Origin of the sequence: Pseudovibrio sp. Tun.PSC04-5.I4, from assembly GCF_900104145.1 — a bacterium.
Taxonomy (GTDB): domain Bacteria; phylum Pseudomonadota; class Alphaproteobacteria; order Rhizobiales; family Stappiaceae; genus Pseudovibrio.
In genome coordinates this window covers 357431-375076 of the sequence record NZ_FNLB01000006.1, presented here as the reverse complement: position 1 = coordinate 375076, position 17646 = coordinate 357431, and the positions used below count along the sequence as shown (strand labels likewise).

16 protein-coding genes are annotated in these 17646 nt (G+C 51.5%); 8 read left to right on the top strand and 8 right to left on the bottom strand.

Translation table 11 applies throughout. From position 1 onward, the window contains the following. The first annotated feature begins 33 nt into the window (after nucleotides 1-33). From hisS to hisG, 3 genes are read left to right on the top strand one after another with little or no spacing between them, the layout of a single operon-like run. The gene (hisS, locus tag BLS62_RS06740; RefSeq protein WP_093178509.1) at nucleotides 34-1554 is read left to right on the top strand and encodes a histidine--tRNA ligase; all 1521 of its coding nucleotides are present in this window, start codon (nucleotides 34-36) and stop codon (nucleotides 1552-1554) included. 1 nt (nucleotide 1555) lies between these two features. After that, complete coding sequence (locus BLS62_RS06735; RefSeq protein ID WP_093178506.1) at nucleotides 1556-2677, top strand: ATP phosphoribosyltransferase regulatory subunit; 1122 nt, start codon at nucleotides 1556-1558, stop codon at nucleotides 2675-2677. Then, complete coding sequence (gene hisG, locus BLS62_RS06730) at nucleotides 2677-3642, top strand: ATP phosphoribosyltransferase (RefSeq protein WP_093178503.1); 966 nt, start codon at nucleotides 2677-2679, stop codon at nucleotides 3640-3642. The genes BLS62_RS06735 and hisG overlap by 1 nt, the downstream gene beginning before the upstream one ends. Before the next feature lie 109 nt (nucleotides 3643-3751). Here the strand turns inward: hisG and BLS62_RS06725 are convergent, their stop codons facing one another. Both BLS62_RS06725 and BLS62_RS06720 read right to left on the bottom strand, forming a co-directional pair. Further along, nucleotides 3752-4381: a DNA-3-methyladenine glycosylase I gene (locus BLS62_RS06725; RefSeq protein ID WP_208991114.1), complete on the bottom strand. Its 630-nt coding sequence runs from the start codon at nucleotides 4379-4381 to the stop codon at nucleotides 3752-3754. A gap of 121 nt (nucleotides 4382-4502) precedes the next feature. Next, nucleotides 4503-5252 (bottom strand): protein phosphatase CheZ, encoded by a 750-nt coding sequence (locus BLS62_RS06720; protein WP_093178497.1) that lies wholly within the window; start codon nucleotides 5250-5252, stop codon nucleotides 4503-4505. Between the two features lie 345 nt (nucleotides 5253-5597). Between BLS62_RS06720 and BLS62_RS06715 the strand changes: the two genes are divergently transcribed. Together BLS62_RS06715 and BLS62_RS06710 are read left to right on the top strand one after the other, a co-directional pair. After that, nucleotides 5598-6305, top strand: a complete 708-nt coding sequence (locus tag BLS62_RS06715; RefSeq protein WP_093178494.1) for a L,D-transpeptidase — start codon at nucleotides 5598-5600, stop codon at nucleotides 6303-6305. Nucleotides 6306-6516: 211 nt separating this feature from the next. Then, on the top strand, nucleotides 6517-7278 hold the full coding sequence (locus tag BLS62_RS06710; RefSeq protein WP_093178491.1) for an adenylate cyclase: 762 nt from the start codon (nucleotides 6517-6519) through the stop codon (nucleotides 7276-7278). 43 nt (nucleotides 7279-7321) lie between these two features. Here the strand turns inward: BLS62_RS06710 and glcF are convergent, their stop codons facing one another. From glcF to BLS62_RS06695, 3 genes are all read right to left on the bottom strand, one after another. After that, a complete protein-coding gene (glcF, locus tag BLS62_RS06705; protein ID WP_093178488.1) occupies nucleotides 7322-8632 on the bottom strand; it encodes a glycolate oxidase subunit GlcF in 1311 nt (436 codons plus the stop codon). 3 nt (nucleotides 8633-8635) lie between these two features. Beyond that, the gene (gene glcE, locus BLS62_RS06700) at nucleotides 8636-9835 is read right to left on the bottom strand and encodes a glycolate oxidase subunit GlcE (RefSeq protein WP_093178485.1); all 1200 of its coding nucleotides are present in this window, start codon (nucleotides 9833-9835) and stop codon (nucleotides 8636-8638) included. Between the two features lie 70 nt (nucleotides 9836-9905). Beyond that, nucleotides 9906-11402: an FAD-linked oxidase C-terminal domain-containing protein gene (locus BLS62_RS06695; RefSeq protein WP_093178482.1), complete on the bottom strand. Its 1497-nt coding sequence runs from the start codon at nucleotides 11400-11402 to the stop codon at nucleotides 9906-9908. A gap of 358 nt (nucleotides 11403-11760) precedes the next feature. On the opposite strand from BLS62_RS06695, the gene BLS62_RS06690 reads away from it, so the two are divergent. The 3 genes from BLS62_RS06690 to fbaA all read left to right on the top strand — a co-directional run bounded on the left by BLS62_RS06690 (nucleotide 11761) and on the right by fbaA (nucleotide 14581). Beyond that, nucleotides 11761-12159 carry a c-type cytochrome gene (locus tag BLS62_RS06690; RefSeq protein WP_093178479.1) on the top strand — a complete coding sequence of 133 codons (399 nt, stop codon included), beginning with the start codon at nucleotides 11761-11763 and terminating at the stop codon, nucleotides 12157-12159. Between the two features lie 279 nt (nucleotides 12160-12438). After that, nucleotides 12439-13254 carry a heterodisulfide reductase-related iron-sulfur binding cluster gene (locus tag BLS62_RS06685; RefSeq protein ID WP_093178477.1) on the top strand — a complete coding sequence of 272 codons (816 nt, stop codon included), beginning with the start codon at nucleotides 12439-12441 and terminating at the stop codon, nucleotides 13252-13254. Nucleotides 13255-13510: 256 nt separating this feature from the next. Then, nucleotides 13511-14581, top strand: coding sequence for a class II fructose-bisphosphate aldolase (fbaA, locus tag BLS62_RS06680; protein ID WP_093178474.1), 1071 nt, complete (start codon nucleotides 13511-13513; stop codon nucleotides 14579-14581). A 68-nt stretch (nucleotides 14582-14649) separates the two neighbouring features. Here fbaA and BLS62_RS06675 read toward each other — a convergent pair whose 3' ends face one another. The 3 genes from BLS62_RS06675 to BLS62_RS06660 all read right to left on the bottom strand — a co-directional run bounded on the left by BLS62_RS06675 (nucleotide 14650) and on the right by BLS62_RS06660 (nucleotide 17531). Next, nucleotides 14650-15477 carry a DUF6602 domain-containing protein gene (locus BLS62_RS06675; protein WP_093178471.1) on the bottom strand — a complete coding sequence of 276 codons (828 nt, stop codon included), beginning with the start codon at nucleotides 15475-15477 and terminating at the stop codon, nucleotides 14650-14652. A gap of 516 nt (nucleotides 15478-15993) precedes the next feature. Further along, nucleotides 15994-16692 (bottom strand): type 1 glutamine amidotransferase, encoded by a 699-nt coding sequence (locus tag BLS62_RS06665; protein ID WP_093178466.1) that lies wholly within the window; start codon nucleotides 16690-16692, stop codon nucleotides 15994-15996. Between the two features lie 14 nt (nucleotides 16693-16706). Beyond that, nucleotides 16707-17531 carry an amino acid ABC transporter permease gene (locus tag BLS62_RS06660; protein ID WP_093178464.1) on the bottom strand — a complete coding sequence of 275 codons (825 nt, stop codon included), beginning with the start codon at nucleotides 17529-17531 and terminating at the stop codon, nucleotides 16707-16709. Nucleotides 17532-17646 lie beyond the last annotated feature (115 nt).

The following is a 17646-nucleotide window of genomic DNA, read 5'->3' as shown; positions in this document are numbered from 1 at the left end:
ACCTCATTACACTTTCATGGATGTAACGGCCTCATGGCAAAAAAGAAAAGTGCCAAGCTCAAAGCTCGTTTACCGCGCGGTTTTGTAGATCGCGCTCCAGCTGAACTGCTGGCTATGGAGAAAATGATCTCCGTTATCAAGCAGACCTATGAGCTTTACGGCTTTGATCCCGTGGAAACTCCAATGTTCGAGTACACTGATGCTCTTGGCAAGTTTTTGCCGGATCAGGACCGTCCGAACGCTGGCGTGTTTTCTCTTCAGGACGATGACGAGCAATGGATGAGCCTGCGGTATGACCTAACCGCGCCCCTCGCCCGTCATGTGGCCGAAAATTACGAAAGCCTGCCAAAGCCTTACCGCAGTTACCGCGCTGGCTACGTGTTCCGCAACGAAAAACCTGGACCGGGCCGTTTCCGCCAGTTCATGCAGTTTGATGCCGATACCATTGGCGCACCTTCCGTTTCTGCGGATGCTGAAATCTGCATGATGGCGTCCGATACTATGGAACGCCTCGGTATTTCTCGCGGTGATTACATCATTCGAGTGAACAACCGTAAGGTGCTTGATGGTGTGATGGAAGTGATCGGGCTTGCCGGTGACGAACACGCTGATACCCGCCTGACCGTTTTGCGCGCTGTAGATAAGCTGGATCGCCTCGGCGTAGAAGGCGTGAAGCTGCTGCTCGGCGAAGGCCGTAAAGATGTTTCTGGCGACTTTACAAAGGGTGCTGGCCTTGGTGACGCGGAAGCCGAGAAGGTTCTTGCCTTTGTTGAAGCTGGTGCAGATACCACAGACCAGACCATTGAAAACCTTCGCGCTTTGGTTGCTGAAAGCGCAACCGGTTCTGAAGGCGTTGAAGAGCTGGCGACCATGGGCAAGCTGTTTGATGCAGCAAGCTACACGGATGGCCGTGTTCTCATTGACCCTTCCGTTGTGCGCGGCTTGGAATACTACACTGGCCCGGTTTATGAAGCTGAGCTGACCTTTGAAGTTAAAGACGAAAAAGGTCGCCCTGTTCGCTTCGGTTCTGTTGGTGGTGGTGGTCGTTACGATGGCCTCGTTTCTCGCTTCATGAGCCAGCCTGTGCCTTCTACCGGCTTTTCCGTTGGTGTTTCCCGTCTGATGGCGGCACTCACCACACTGGGCAAGTTTGGTCAGGACGAAATTGCAGGGCCTGTGGTTGTGTGTGTGATGGACAAGGACATTGAGTCCCTTGCGCATTACCAAGCCATGGTTCAGGAGCTGCGCAGTGCTGGTGTTCGCGCTGAAATGTATCAGGGCAACCCGAAACAGTTTGGCAAACAGCTGCAATATGCTGACAAACGTAATTCACCATGTGCCATCATTCAGGGCTCTCAGGAGCGTGAACAAGGTGAAATCCAGATCAAAGATCTCATTGAAGGCAAACGCCTTTCTGCTGAGATTGAAGATAACAAAACCTGGCGTGAAAGCCGCCCTGCACAGTTTGCTGTGAAGCGGGACGACTTGGTTGCAGAAGTTAAAAAGCTTGTTGCAGCTCAGGAAGATGATCGCAAAAACCAAAGCGAGAACTAATATGACATTGGGGGATAACCGCAGCTTGGCTCTGAGCCAGCTATTTCGGGATGCGGGTTATGAAGAGGCAACCCCGCCAATCTTGCAGCCAGCAGATATCTTTTTGGATCTGGCTGGCGAAGATCTTCGGCGGCGCCTGTTTTTGACAAATGGGAAAGATGGACAAGAGCTTTGCTTACGTCCTGATTTCACTATTCCGATTGCTCGACATTATCTGGAAACAGGTGAAGCGGGCCGTACTGCGGCATTTTCCTATGTTGGACAAGTTTTCCGACATCGCCCCGGGCAACTGGGCGAAACCATGCAGGCTGGTGTTGAATCCATTGGCCGCAGCGATGAAGAACAGGCTGATGCGGATATGCTGGGCCTTGCTCTTGATTCGGCGTCCAGCCTTGGCCTTTCCTCCCCGCGCATTCGTGTTGGGGATGAAGGTCTGTTCACATCAGTTCTGCAAGCGCTTGAAATTCCAAAGGTTTGGCAGCGCCGCCTGCGGGATGCGTTTGGCGAACGTGATCAGCTTGACCAGGTTATCACCCGTATGAGCGGTACTGAGGCCAAGCCGGACGCTAAGCTTGGCTTCCTTGCTGCCCTTGAAGGCCGCGATCCTGAAGCTGCTGTGGCTGTGGTTGAGGACGTGCTTTCTCTTGCTGGTATTTCTGCTGTTGGTGGGCGTACCGCTCATGAGATTGCAGAGCGCTTTATGGAGCAAGCAGCCCTTTCGGCCGGGTCTGGCGTGGACAAGGATGTGATTTCACGTCTGTCTGCCTACCTCAACATCTCCGGTCCGCCTCCGCTCAAAGCCGTTGAGACCTTGCATGATTTTGCCAAGAAAACCGGCCTTAATCTGGATGCTCCTATTGAGCGTCTGGCGAAGCGGTCCGACCTGATGGCACAACGTGGCATTGACATTTCCAAGCTGGAATATTCTGGTGATTTCGGGCGTCGTTTGGATTATTACACTGACTTTGTCTTTGAAATTCATCATCAATCCAGCTCACATCTCGGACAGGTGATTGGTGGGGGTCGTTACAACAAGTTGGTGGAACGACTTGGCGCGCCGCGCTCTGTCCCCGCTGTTGGCTTTACTATTTGGCTTGATCGTGCTGCTGAGGGAGATGTCTAATGGCTGGCAATCTTATTCTTGCTATTCCCTCTAAAGGTCGCCTTCAGGAAATGACCCATGCGTATTTTGCGCGTGCTGGTTTGAAAGTGAAGCGTCCGGGTGGTGATCGTAACTACCGCGGTACTTTGAAAGGTGTTGAGGGCGTTGAAATTGCGTTCCTTTCCGCCTCTGAAATTGCGCGGGAAATCGCAGCTGGGACTGTTCATTTCGGAATTACCGGAACGGATCTGGTCAATGAGAACATCGACAGGCCCGAGGAAAAGACACACATCATCACCGCGCTTGGCTTTGGTCATGCAGACGTTGTGATTGCTGTTCCGACAGCATGGATTGATGTGTCCACCATGTCCGATCTAGCTGATGTTGCTTCAGATTTCCGGGCGCGGCATGGCCGTCGTCTGCGCATTGCAACGAAGTATGTGAACCATACGCGGCAGTTTTTTGCGGAGAACGGCATTGCGGATTACCGCATTGTTGAAAGTGCTGGTGCGACTGAGGGAGCGCCTGCTGCTGGCGCTGCTGAGCTTGTGGTCGATATCACCTCCACCGGTTCTACGTTGAAAGCCAACAATCTGAAGATCCTAGAGGACGGTGTGATTGCCCGTTCTCAGGCGCACCTTGTGGCCTCAACCACCGCAAACTGGGATGAGAGCGCTTTGCAGGCGGCTCGTTTGATGCTGGACCGTATCACGGCGCAGGATAACGCTCATAATTTCAAAGAGATGCGGACTGTTGTGGCTAACCCTGAACAGGTGTTGAGCAAGGTTGCTGCGCTTGGATGTATTGCCCCATTTGGCATTGAAGGCTCATCGCTGCTGCTGCATTGCCCTGCCTCTAATGTTCCTGAGTGTGCGGATAAGTTGCGCGAGCTAGGGGCACAAATGGTGACGGTCACGCCGCTGGATTACGTGTTCCACACGGCAAATCCGTTGTTTGAGCCTTTGGCACAGAAAGTCGCGAAGTAAGCGGCGTTTCCTGATAAAGCTTTGAAAACGCACTCCAATTCGGGGTGCGTTTTTTGTTGCGTGGTTTTGCGTTGAAAGCGTACTTTCTGCGTCGGTTTGTGGATCAAGACTATGTTGGGCGTTTTAACGCTGTCCGCTTGTCTTCCACTATCTGTCGGCAGCAACACCCCTCAAGATGATCGTTGACCATGCCCATGGCCTGCATGAAAGCGTAGACGGTTGTTGGGCCAACAAAGGACCATCCGCGCTTCTTCAGATCCTTTGAGATTGTGGTCGAGAGATCGGTCTTACCGATTGGGCCGAGTGTAGCAAAATCACAGAGTGCTGGGCGATCTTTTGCAGCAGGTTCCCACTTCCAGAAGTAGGCGGCGAGAGATCCAAACTCTTTTTGCATTTCCAGAGCACGATTGGCATTGTTGATTGTGGAGGTGATCTTACCGCGATGGCGAATGATGCCTGCATCCAGAACGAGGCGCTCAATATCATTTTGGGTGAAGTGCGCGACAGTCTCGATATCGAAACCAGCAAAGCCCGCACGGAAATTTTCACGCTTCCGCAGGATGGTCAGCCATGACAGGCCGGACTGAAAGCCTTCGAGGCAGATCTTTTCAAAGAGGCGAGTGTCATTGGTGACCGGATGGCCCCACTCGTTATCGTGGTAGGCCTGATAGAATGGATCACCGCCGTGCCATTTACAGCGGTCTTTTCCATCTTCTCCGCGAATGAGACCTTCAGCAATCTCTGTTGAGCTTTGGTCCATAATCCTGCCTCTCCGAATGTTTCCTATATGTTCTCATATAGAGCATTGGCTCACCAAAATGGCAAGCCAGAGAGAAAGCTCTTTTGTTGGAAACTGCGGATCAATCGAACAATGCGTCGATGTCGTCCTGAGTTACTGTACCTGTTTCTACATCCAGTGCAGGACCGTGCAACAAGTCTGCATCGTCGCCCTCTTTATCGGCAGCAAGGTTTGCAGAAATTTCCTTGAAACTTTCAATCCCGCCCCAGATATCAATCATGCGGATGATGCGCTCTTCAATAAATGCAAGCGTGTTCACCACTTTGCTGATGCGCTGGCCAGTCAAATCCTGGAAGTTACAGGCTTCGAAAATGGAAACGACCTGCTCATGAATGTCACTGACAAGGCCTTCATGCTCAGACGGGATCATCGGCATAACGGTTGCCGCGTTCTGATCAATCATCTCAGCTGCGGTGAGAATCTGGTCAGTTGCGCCTTCTGTACCGGAGACAATTGCACCCAGCTCCAAAGTCACACGACCACGTTCATCATTATCTACGCTTGATTTATCGTGAAGGGCTGCAATTTCATTTTTGGTGTTGGCGATGGCTTCATAAATTTCATCAAGCTCGCGCTTAAGTTTTGCCGCCTCACCAATTTCTTCACGCAGCTCTTCTGCCACGCGCTTGGAAAGTTCAGCTGGATCTGCTCCCGGAGCAGCCAACAGATCTTTCAAACTCGCGATTTCTTCCATCACCAATCGGTGACGGTGCTCTTCTCCGTTGTCCTGGATCGGAGCACTTATTTCCGTTCGTGCGTTCCGCAGCCCAAACTGAGCTTCTGCGCGAAAGGCTTTCCTTGCAACTGACATCCCAACCCCGAACTCATGAAGCTGTCATAGCTTCGAACTTTAAGCCTCTGACACTGTGGAGCAATTTCACAGTGTGGCGCGCATACGCAAGCACGCCCATCAGAGACGATTCGTATTTCTGTCTTCTTTTTACTTCTTAGAGTGTTAATTATTACCGTAGACTTAGCCCGAGTGAAATTTACAAGAATTTTTATTAAAGTAATCGGAAAACTTGGTAACCTTCGATTAACCCTAGAATGAACTAGTATAAATTACATTGATAATTTTAACGATTACTAGAGCTGCAACTCCTAGTTTCCGGCTATTCGCACAAGGGTAAACTGCGGATTCCAGAGGAGTGCGGGCATGTTAGGGCTTAGAGCAAACGGTAAAGCTGGCTGGCTGGTCACTCTCTTGAGTGTAACGGGGTTGGTTTGCGGACTAACGACTGTTGCGCAAGCAGAGTATAAGCCACGTGCGTCTGCGCCGCCTCTTGTCTTAAGCCCAGATCTTTCAGGCCCGTGGGTCATGCAGGTTCCTAAATCACAGGCGAAAGCGCTCAAGAACGTTAGGCGCTCAACGAAAAGGAAACAGTCACGTGCTGTTTCCAACCGGTATAACCGCCGCATCCCGAAACAGTTTTTGCCAACCACTTTAAACTACAACACCTCTCATAGTCCCGGTACCGTGATTATCGACACAACGACACGTTTTCTTTACCTGGTACAGAACAACGGTAGAGCACGCCGGTATGGTGTGGGTGTGGGCCGTCCCGGATTTGAATGGGCTGGCGTCCACAAAGTAACCCGGAAACGGGAATGGCCGGACTGGCGTCCACCTGCAGAGATGATCAAACGGCAACCTAGCCTACCTCGGTATATGCCTGGTGGACCACGTAACCCTTTGGGCGCACGCGCTCTTTACCTTGGTTCCACGCTTTACCGTATTCATGGATCCAACGAACCATGGACAATTGGGCAGGCCGTATCATCCGGTTGCATTCGCATGAGAAACGAAGATGTGGCAGAGCTGTATAAAATGGTTCCAATTGGCGCAAAGGTCTATGTGCGTTAAACCGCACATAGATTGCAATTTTAATTAAGTAACCTTACTATAAGTCAACAACTAGAAGTTGCTACCTGACCCATATTTCAGGAAATGTAACTGAGCAAACTGAGCGTCCTTGATATAGCGAGGCTCAAGCCCTAAGCACTGTGGCGTCGCTTCCTATCTGATTGAGGGATTTTCCCCCAAGCCACATCTGTGTGTTTTGGGAGTACTGCGCATGCGTGCCAAAAAGAATGATCTAACGATTGGCAAAGACGAGGTGGTCGCCGCACTCTCCAGCATCTTGTCGTCCTCAAACTTCAACCGCAGTCCAAAGCTTACCGCGCTTCTGACGTTTTTGGTGGAACGAAAACTATCCAACAAAGATGAGGACCTGAAAGAGCCGGTTATCGGGCAACAGGTTTTCAAGCTTCCTGTAGACTTTAATCCTCGAGAAAACCCCATTGTTCGGGTCAATATCTCTCGTTTGCGTACACTTTTACGCGCTTATAACGAAGAGAATGAAAATGCGCATAACGTGCAGATCCGGATGCCGGATGTGGGCTACATTCCCACTTTTTTTAGCACGAGTGTACCTTTGGACCACTCGGGACCCACTGAAGAACGGCAGGATATGCCGGAGAACCTGGCTGTTCTTCAGGTTGAGGATGCCCCATTAAAGGCGGAGGATCTTTCCCAAATTCGGAAGGCTCTGGAAGACTGCCTGCAAGACCGACGCCAGCCAGTGAGTTGGTACATCATCTCCGCTATCGCGCTTGCGCTCTTTGCAAGTGTACTCAGTCTTTTTATCCACGGGCGTGAAACCGTTTTGGTCTTTTCAAACGCCAATCAGGCTCAAACCACAACTCACCTAACGTCAAAGGGACATGAGGCATTGAACGCGCCCAACCTCATTGATGAGCTGCGATTAGCAGAGGATGACCTTGGCGGCACGGTCAACTGTAAAGATAAGGCAGCTCGAGATTTGTCAGCGAAGTAATGCAGCCATGCGGTCTTACCGACCGCATGGACGAGGTTTTTTCTCATGGGAGGCTCAATTGCACTGGTTTTGGTCCGCCATAGGCCCAGTCGAGCAACTCCACGCTGTGAATGACCGGGATATCTGTTCCACCAGAGATTTGCGTGATGCAGCCAATGTTGCCTGTGGCGACCATATCCGGCTTGGTGGCTTCCAGATTGAGAACCTTTCGATCTCTCAAGACTGTCGCGATCTCTGGCTGCAGAATATTGTAGGTGCCAGCAGACCCACAACACAGATGCCCTTCTTGCGGTTCACGAACGACAAAGCCCGCGTTTTGAAGCAGTGTTTTGGGTTGCCATGTGATTTTTTGCCCGTGTTGCATGGAACAAGCGGAATGATAGGCAACTGTCAGCTCTGCCCTCAGCTGCGTGTTTCCCAAATCCTGCTCGATAAGGAACTCAACGATATCCTTAGAGATCGCGGAGATCTTAGCGGCCTTCTCGGCATAATCCGCATCATCGCGCAGCATGAAGCCATAATCTTTGATGGTGGTGCCGCACCCGGACGCGGTGATGATGACAGCATCCAGCCCCTCGCCTTCCAGCTCCCGCATCCATGCATCAATGTTGGTTTTAGCTTGTTCATGAGAGGCGAGCTCTTTGCCCATGTGATGCACGAGTGCACCGCAGCACCCTTCGTCTTTTGGGAAGACAACCTCATAACCAATGCGCGTTAACAAGCGGGTGGCTGCATCGTTGATGGACGGTGCCAAGACGCTCTGAGCGCAGCCTTTGAGGATTGCGACACGGCCTTTGCGCTGGATTTTTGCGTTGATTTTTGTCTGACCGTCAAACTCAGATGGCAAAGGTGCTTTTCTTGGTGCCAATGCCAGCATGGCGCCAAATTTTGCCAGTGTGCCGCCGCATTTTTTCAGTAGCCCAGCGACCGGACGACCATAGACCGCAGCTGCGATTGCCAGCCGAAAACGCCCCGGCTTTGGCAGTACGGCTTGCAGGATCGCGCGCAGCATTCTGTCTTGCCACGGACGCTTATATGTCTTCTCAATGTGGATGCGGGCATGGTCAACCAGATGCATGTAATGCACACCTGAAGGACAGGTGGTCATGCAGGATAAACAGGACAGGCATCTATCAATATGTTTGACCGTTTTAGCGTCTGCCGGACGCCCCTTTTCCAGCATTTCCTTGATCAAATAGATGCGACCACGCGGGCTATCCAGCTCATCTCCCAGCAATGTGAAGGTTGGGCAGGTGGCCGTGCAAAATCCGCAATGAACGCATTTGCGTAGGATCTGTTCTGAGACTGCGGTTGCGCTGTCTTTGAGTTGCTCGGGCGTAAAATTGGTTTGCATGGGCTAGATACTCGCGTACATACGGCCCGGATTCAGGACACTGTGTGGGTCGAACTGAGCTTTGAGGCGCCGGGACAGGGCCATGAGCGCTTCTGACTGCGGCTGAAAAACGTCGATGCTTGCGCGTTGTTCTGCACCCGCACGCACCAGTGTAGCATGGCCGCCGCCGTAATCAGCGATAAGCTGTCTCAAAGGCACATCATGAACCTCACCGGAGAGCATTTCGAGCCAGATCAGACCTCCAGCCCAATCCATCTGATATTTGAGTGCGAATTGCTTTTCCATTTCTGCAATAATCTTGTGGCCCTGTGTTGGCGCAACAGAGAGTTTCCAAAGCGGATTGGTTGAGCCTGCAAACACCGTGATATCTCGGATATCTGCCCAAATTTGCTGTGAATGTGCACTCTCAAATGTTTCTTGCTGTGTGAACTGGTTGAGCAAGGACCGCAGCTTGTTGAGGCGATAGTCAACGGAAACGGGAATGCCTTCCAATCGCAGCAGCGTGAGCGCGTGTTCCTGCGTTAGAGTGCTTAGACCTTTTGGCAAATATGCAGCCGAGGAGACTTCCGCAGAAGAGCCCATCGCTTGCGACATGGCATCTGCGGCTTGTTGCGGCGTTAAACCAAGGAGAGCGAACGTGAGTTCACCGGCAGCACGAGGCAGCACCTTGATGGAGAAGCTGGTGGCAACGGCTAATGTGCCCCATGAGGAGCAAAACCCGCGAGACAGGTCATACCCCGTCACGTTTTTCACCACACGGCCACCGGCTTTAAAGATCTCTCCCCGCCCGGAGACGGCTTTTAACCCCAAAACATGGTCTCGTGCCGCGCCAGCTTTTAAGCGTCGCGGACCTGAGAGGTTTGTTGCCAGAACACCGCCGATGGTGCCAGCTGTTTCAGGCGTATCCAGAATGCCACTGAGATTCATGGGCTCGAACGGGAGTTCCTGATTGTGCTGCGCAAGAAGTGCCTGCACCTCCTGAATTGGCGTGCCAGCCTTGAGTGTTATGACCAGCTCGTCTGGCTCGTAATCTATGATGCCGCTGATACCATCCACTCGCAGTGTGTGAGCGGACTGCACTTGCCTGCCCCACTTGCGTTTTGAACCGGACCCGATGACCTCCAGGGGCACCTGTTCAGCAGCGGCCCATTTGACGACAGCCTCCAGCTCCCTAGGTGTTTTAGGTTGGAAACCCTCTCCCATGGATTCTTCCTCACTTTAACTTGTTATTGCGCGTATTTTGATCGGGCAGCACTGCTTGGCGATGCCGCGCTTAGAACCGAGGAATATCCGGGAATGGTAGTTGCCCTTTATGGACGTGCATTAAGCCCAGTTCGGCACAGCGGTGCAGAATAGGGAATACCTTTCCGGGGTTGAGAAGCTGCTTTTCATCAAATGCGCATTTGACCCGTTGCTGTTGCTTGAGGTCATCCTCTGTGAACATTTCCGGCATGAGATCGCGCTTCTCGATGCCGACGCCATGTTCTCCTGTCAGCACGCCGCCAACTCTAACGCAGAGGCGCAGGATGTCTGCTCCGAATTCTTCTGCAGCTGCCAGCTCTCCAGGTTTGTTGGCATCATACAAAATGAGTGGATGCAGATTGCCATCTCCTGCGTGGAACACATTGGCAACGCGCAAGCCGTGTTTTACGCTCAGCTCTTGCATTTCTCTCAAAACTTCCGGCAGAGCCTTGCGCGGAATAGTCCCATCCATGCACAAATAGTCCGGCGAGATCCGCCCGACTGCCGGGAACGCTGCTTTGCGGCCTGCCCAGAAGGTATTGCGTTCCTCCTCTGACTGGGACACACGCAGGTAGGAAGATCCGTTTTTCTCGGCAATAGCGCTGACGCGGCTCAGCAGATCGTCCACTTCGGCTTCGGGTCCGTCCAGTTCCACAATCATCAAGGCTTCCACATCCAGCGGATAGCCTGCGTGCACAAAATCTTCGGCAGCTTCTATGGCCAGCTTGTCCATCAGCTCCATACCGCCGGGGATGATGCCCTCCCCAATGATATCTGCCACGCACTTGCCAGCCTGCTCCGAGGTTGGGAAGCCGATCAGCGCTGCCCGTGCTGTTTCCGGCTTTTGCAGAACGCGTACAGTGACTTCCGTTACCACGCCGAGCAGTCCTTCCGAGCCGGTCATCAGCGCCAGTAAGTCATAGGCCTCAGAATCCAGATGTTTGCCGCCAAGGCGAAGAACCTCGCCGGTGATCAGGACAATCTCCAAACCCAGCACATTATTTGTGGTCAGCCCGTACTTGAGGGAATGCACCCCGCCAGAGTTTTCGGCGATGTTTCCGCCGATGGAACAGGCAATTTGAGAGGAAGGATCGGGCGCATAATAAAAGCCCTCCTGCTCCACCGCCTTGGTTATCCCGAGGTTCGTCACACCCGGTTGGGTCACCACCGCTCGGTTTTCCAGATCGATTTCCAGAATTTTATTGAACTTCATCATGGAGAGCAGCACGCCATCTTCCAATGGCAGCGCTCCGCCAGAGAGCGAGGTTCCGGCTCCGCGAGGAACGACCTTCACATCGTTGTCGTAACAATACTTGAGAACCTTGGAAACCTGATCCACCGTTTCGGGAAGCACAACAACAAGCGGCAGCTGGCGATAAGCGGTCAGTGCATCAGTCTCATAAGGGCGCATCTCAATGTCATCGCTGATAACACCTTCACCGGGAACAATTTTTTGCAGTTCCGCTACGATGGAGACGCGCTTTCCCAGTGTTTCCTGTGATGGTTTGGGCATCGAAATTGCTGCCATATTCGCTCCCTGCTCCACCAGATCGGGCAAGATAATTTCTCTAGCTAAACCTTCGGTGAATTTACTGAATCAGTTTCAGTAAATTCACATAATTTCCGCAAAGAAGAAAGCCGCATAAAGTCTATTGGCCCCATCAAAACAACAGGTTCTGAATGCCGTGTGTTTGAGCCAAAACAAATTTATATGAGCGATTAATGCGTATGATCAATTCACTCCGCGACAATATGCCGTAACACTATATAGGAAGGCATGGCCGAATCTACGGGAAATCCCTCAAGAGTTGGACTATGTTGTTTTTTTATTCGCGGTTATCTGTCGGATGCGGTTATCTGCCGGATACAGTGGGAAGGATCAAAATATGAAGCAGTTAGGCCTCGTTGCAGCGCTCGCATTGCTGGTTAGCTCTGGTGTAGCATTCGCTGAAGGTGATGTTACCAAAGGCGCTAAAGTTTTCAAAAAGTGTAAAGCTTGTCACTCCGTTGGCGAAAAAGCCAAAAACAAGGTTGGCCCAAAGCTTAACGGCATCGTTGGTGCTGGCTGGGGCGAAACTGAAGCCTACAAGTACTCCAAACCCCTTCTTGCTGGTAAAGCAGAAGCTAAAGTTTGGGACGAAGCTACTCTGGACGCTTACCTGACTAAGCCTAAGAAAGTCATCCCTAAAGGGAAGATGGCTTTTGCTGGTCTGCGTAAAGAAAAGCAGCGTCAGGACGTTATTGCATACCTCGCACAGTTCAACGCTGACGGCTCTCAGAAATAATCTCTGTTCCAGAGAATCCAAAAATGGGGTCGCAGCAATGCGGCCCTTTTTATGTCTGGTGCCCTGTTCGTTTTAGCCTGCGTTGATCTCACCAAACCTACATAAAACAAAGGGCTGCCCTCCGCAAAATTCGTGTCTGACGGAGCCTTGCTCGGTATGGCGTGCTGAGCCGGAAACGTTTTTACACATAAAGCGTTGAAATCGCCACCAAATTATGGCAGCAATCACATGCACCTTAGAACGGTGTTTTGCTCACCAATTGCAGGAATAGACGAGTTCATGGCCAGAGTGCGGCGTCCCAAGTTTAAACCCAATGCCCGGGTTGGGTTGTTTGTTTCGTGCACGGTTAATTTGTTCCGTCCATCCCTTGCCAAAGCTGCGCTGCAATTGCTTGAGGGGGCTGGATATTGTGTTGAGATCCCGCCTGTTCAAAGCTGTTGCGGTCTTGTTTCTCTTCGCTCTGGAGAGTTGGAGGATGCGCGGGATATGGCGCGGCAGGTGATCTCGCAGTTTAGCGACTATGATTTTGTCGCGGTACTGTCTCCCTTCTGTGCCAAGGTGTTTGAGCGGGCTTATGCTCCTTTGCTTAACGGGCAATCTGAGGAGCTGGTGAAGATCACCGAGGCCTTCACGCGCAAATGTTTTGAGGTTTCTGACCTTTTGCTGGTTGCACCTTCCTCCGCTGCCAAACCTGCCGACTACACCAGCCGCATTGCGTTTTTGGATGTTGCTGACGAGCCGAATCTGTTTGGAAGTCGGGTCGCTGCTCGGGTTTTGCTGGGGCAAACCCCCAATGTTCATGTTGTTGACCTGTCGCAGATTTGCGCTGCACAGGTAAACGGGGCACCGGATGGCACGATCTTCCCCGGGCTGGGAACAGGCGATTTGCACAGTGTGCTTTATGCCATACGCTCCTGTGGGGCAGGTACTTTGGTTTCTACCGATCTTGCGTTGCTTCTGGAGTTGGCGACCCATCTGCGCAAGTTTGGATCTGCTGTGGAGTTACGCCCTGTGCTGGAAGTGCTGGCAGGGGATATGCAATCCCCCCCCATTGGGATGAGCGCTCGTGCCTTGGCTGGTCAACTGCTGGGCTGATTCCCGTTAAACAGTTTCAGGCATTCGCTCAACTCCGCCCATTCTGACAGACATGTGATGAACCGGCGGCTCGGCTGACGAAAATTGCGCCTAAATCCATTATATTCTCCAGAACAACCTGAGAAATGTTGTACTTGTACCTATTGGCGATTAATGTGCGCGGCAACTGCCGCAGGCCGTGTATTGGCTACTGCGGCAGTTTACAGTGCGAGGCACCTTGCCTCCCCTTTCTGCTGTTAAACAGGAGCCTATTAAAATGGGAAAGCTCAAGCCGGGCGTTATCTTTGGTGAAGACTATAAAACCCTGATTGAAGCGTGCCGCGAGGGTCGTTACGCCTTGCCGGCGGTCAATGTGGTTGGAACAAACTCCATCAACGCAGTTCTTGAAGCAGCAGCTAAAAACAAAACTGACATTATTGTTCAGCTCTCCAATGGCGGTGCTCAGTTTTACGCTGGCAAAAGCTTGAAGGATGCCTTTCAGGCGAAAGTTCTGGGCGCTGTTTCAGCAGCTCAGCACGTTCACCTTATGGCAGAGCATTACGGTGTTGGTGTTGTTCTGCACACCGACCATGCGGATAAGAAGCTGATCCCATGGCTGGAAGAGCTCATCAAACACGGTGAAGCGTTCTACAAAATCCATGGCAAGCCGCTGTTCTCCTCTCACATGCTGGACCTTTCTGCAGAAGACATCGAGTTCAACCTGTCTGAGAGTGAGCGCCTGTTGAAGCTGATGGCTCCACTGGAAATGAGCCTTGAGATTGAGCTTGGCGTCACCGGTGGTGAAGAAGACGGCATCGGCTCTGATGATGACATCGGTGCGGACAACCCGAAACTTTACACTCAGCCAGAAGACGTTTTGCAGGCCTACGACCGCCTGAACCCGCTTGGCCACTTCTCCGTTGCCGCCTCCTTTGGCAACGTGCACGGCGTATACAAACCAGGCAACGTGAAGCTGCGCCCGGAAATCTTACGCGAGAGCCAGAAGCTAGTGAGCGAAACGCACAAGCTTGGCGAAAACCCGCTGGCGCTGGTGTTCCATGGTGGCTCAGGCTCTGAGAAATCCAAGATCACTGAGAGCCTTGGGTATGGTGTGTTCAAAATGAACATCGACACCGATACTCAGTTTGCGTTCTCTGAAAAAATTGGCGCGTATGTGGACGCACATGCCAAGGCTTTCAAGCACCAGATCGACCCTGATACCGGTACTCCTTACAAAAAAGATTACGATCCTCGGAAGGTCCTGCGCGAAGGCGAAATCGGCCTTGCAAACCGCCTAGATGAAGCTTGCGCTGACTTGCAGTGCACCGGCAAAAGCCTGTGCCTCTAAGCTAAGCTGCTCACGATGAATATGAAGAGCCCGGTGCTTATGCGTCGGGCTTTTTTGTTATAACCAACTTAGACATTTTCTGTATGTGCAGCTACTTGGACAACATTATTTAGCAGTTCAGTATAGCTAGTGAAAATATGGCCCGATGTCATAGCATTCTGTTGAATTGATCTCACAACAAAGGCTAGTGCTTGTACATCAGAGTTTTCTACAAAAGGCACATATTCATTTTGTGGCACCTTTCTGAAAATGGAACCATCGGCATTCATAATTTCCAAGCCACCATCACTTTTAATGAGATTGTATTTCCCTGCCACATGAATAATATTTGGTCGTCTTGTAGGCGGTATATTGGGGTTCTCAGAATAAAAGGTATTCAAGTGTTCTATTATAGTCCCAGCTTCTAAACCGCCGTATGCAAAAATGATCTTGAATGGCCAATTTTCATAGCCTTCGACAACCGTACCATAGCTGTGTCGACTTGGTGTAATAGGCTGCATAGATGGAATAGACGCGATATTACTTAAGGCATCTCGCAGCTCTTTTTTATCTAAGATTGATTTGATCGATGCTACTGCAATAGTTCCCTCTACAGGTGCAAAAGACTTCCCTGCTCCATCCTGATTATGGAAATCAAACTGTATTGACGTGTTATTCGAGATGATCACATCCATTTGTTTACTTTCAGAACCATCCAACTGAAAAACAAAACCGCCAAGTTTTACTGTGCAATTGGCAGGAATATGGGAAGCGAGGAATTGCTGGTAAATACCCTCTCTTGTTTGTCCTTTATCTGTCGAGTTTGGAAAAATATAAGCGGCATCGCCGCCTTTCTTCAACGCATCCGCTACGTCCTGAAAATATCTCGCTAATCGCGTATAGAACGGCTTTACCATTTTGAACCCCTACTTCCAGAAACTCCGAGCAACCGTCGAAATTTGGAGAATTTCGTGACTCAAACCGTAGTGCAATGATTAAGCTGAGAGAACCAAATAGAGAATTTTTACACGCTTGATCATAATCATTCTTGTAGAGGACGGGAATGTCTCGTTCGTGTAACCAGTTTTGGAAGGAGATGGTGAGTTTGGCTGTTGCGGTGCTCACCACTCTGCTGTCTTCCCGCACTTGATGCGGGATCCAGATTGGTGCTTGGGTGTTTAGCTCTGAATCCCCGATCTTCGCGGCGCTGCGTCTGGGATGACCAAGCGGAGCTACAAGGCTTCCCTTAGTCATCCCAGTTTCCTGCTCTGTGAGCTTCAGTTGTTAGAAGAGACGCTCCACCCGATTCAACTGATGTATTGACTGTGGAGCCGAATCCGCGCTCCGTGCGAAGGGTAGCGAACATCGGGTTGAGTTGCTGCATGCCAAGGCCAATAGAAAGGTTCTGGTGTGAACCTTTCTTGTTTTCGTTGTTACAGCAAAGCAATCCAGCGGCGGGAGATTTCCAGTCCCAGTACATCGGCTCTCGGGCCGAGGGTTGGGCCTTGTTCTTCCAGAATTTCTTTCCAGTGGGGCACCAACTCGTTGATTGGGCCATGGAAGCAGCCGTTCCAATGGTTCACCTGATCAACTGAGCACTCAAAGTGGAACTGGCAAGCGTAGGTGGCGCGGCCCACTTTGAACGCCTGATTGGGTGTCATATGGCTGGAGGCGAGATGTGTTGCACCTTCTGGCAGTCCATAGGTATCCGTATGCAAAATGAAAATGGTGTCATCCTCTGCGACTGCCGACATCACCGGGTCGTTCCGACCTTCCGCTGACAATTGCAGCGGCAGCCAACCCGCTTCGACCGGATTACCGAGGATGTTTTCTGCCCCGAAGGTTCTGGCGATCAACTGGCTACCCAAACAAATGCCCATGACCGGCTTGTCTGCGTTGTGGAACGTCAGGATCGTGTTGCAAACGTCTTTGAGGAATGGGAACTCTTCATCTGCTCTGGCATGTTGCAGGCCGCCGAGAACGACGAGACCTTGAAATACTGAGATGTCAGAGGGTAGTTCTGCCCCTTTGGCCATAACCCGCAGATCTATTGGGATGCCTGCTTGTTCCAATGCTTGCCCGAGCAAGCCGAGGGTTACATTTTCGCAGTTTTCTATGACGAGAACTGTCATTTTTATGGTCCTAGTTAGGTCTTGTGTTCCTGTCCACGCTTCAGGCGTTTTTCGAGCGCTCTTACAAGCAGCGACAGGGAGACCGTCATGATGAGGTAGAGGAATGCAACCACATTGTAAGTCTCAAAAAACTGGAATGTGGAGGCTGAATAAATCTTGCCCAGTTGGGTGATGTCCTGCACGCCCAGCACCGAGACCAAAGCGCTGTCTTTAATCATGGCGACAAAATCATTGCCGAGTGGTGGCAGGATGTTTTTGAGCGCTTGCGGCCAGACCACAAGCCGAAATGTTTGCCAGCGGGTCAGCCCCAGTGAGCGCGCGGCTTCCACCTGACCTTCATCCACGCTTTCGATACCAGCGCGAAAGACCTCCGCGATAAAGGCCGAATAGCCGATCGTAAGAGCGAGAATGGCACGCCACATCATGGAGAGATCGCGGACGCGCAGCTTTTCTATAAGGTCGGCATCAATCAGCGGTCCCAAGGTCCAATTGTACAGAACCACCAGTTGAGGCGCCCCAACAAAGGCGATGTAAAACAGTAGAACGAGGACAGGAACGCCGCGCACGATCTCAGTATAGAACGTGGCAATTTCCCGGATCAGGCGGCTCTTAGCCCCGCGACCCAAGGCTACCACCAATCCCAAAAGGCTAGCCAGAGTGAACGCAACGAAGGTGAGGAAGAGCGTGATCCCGACGCCTTTTTTCAAGGTGTTCAGGATTTGGGCGTAATCGCCGTCTTCCGTGAGAAGCCAAAGGAAGAGAACTGCCAGTCCGATAAATGCAAGTAACCACCAAGGAAGTCTATCCAGTCCAGACTTGGTGGTAGATCGCATGCCCATTGCAATTCCTTTGGTGGTTTCAAGAGGTTTCGTCGTCGTATCCAAGCGGATCTAACAAGATTGGGCAAAAGAAAAGGCGGGCAACAGGTACCCGCCACAATCGCTCTAACGTATT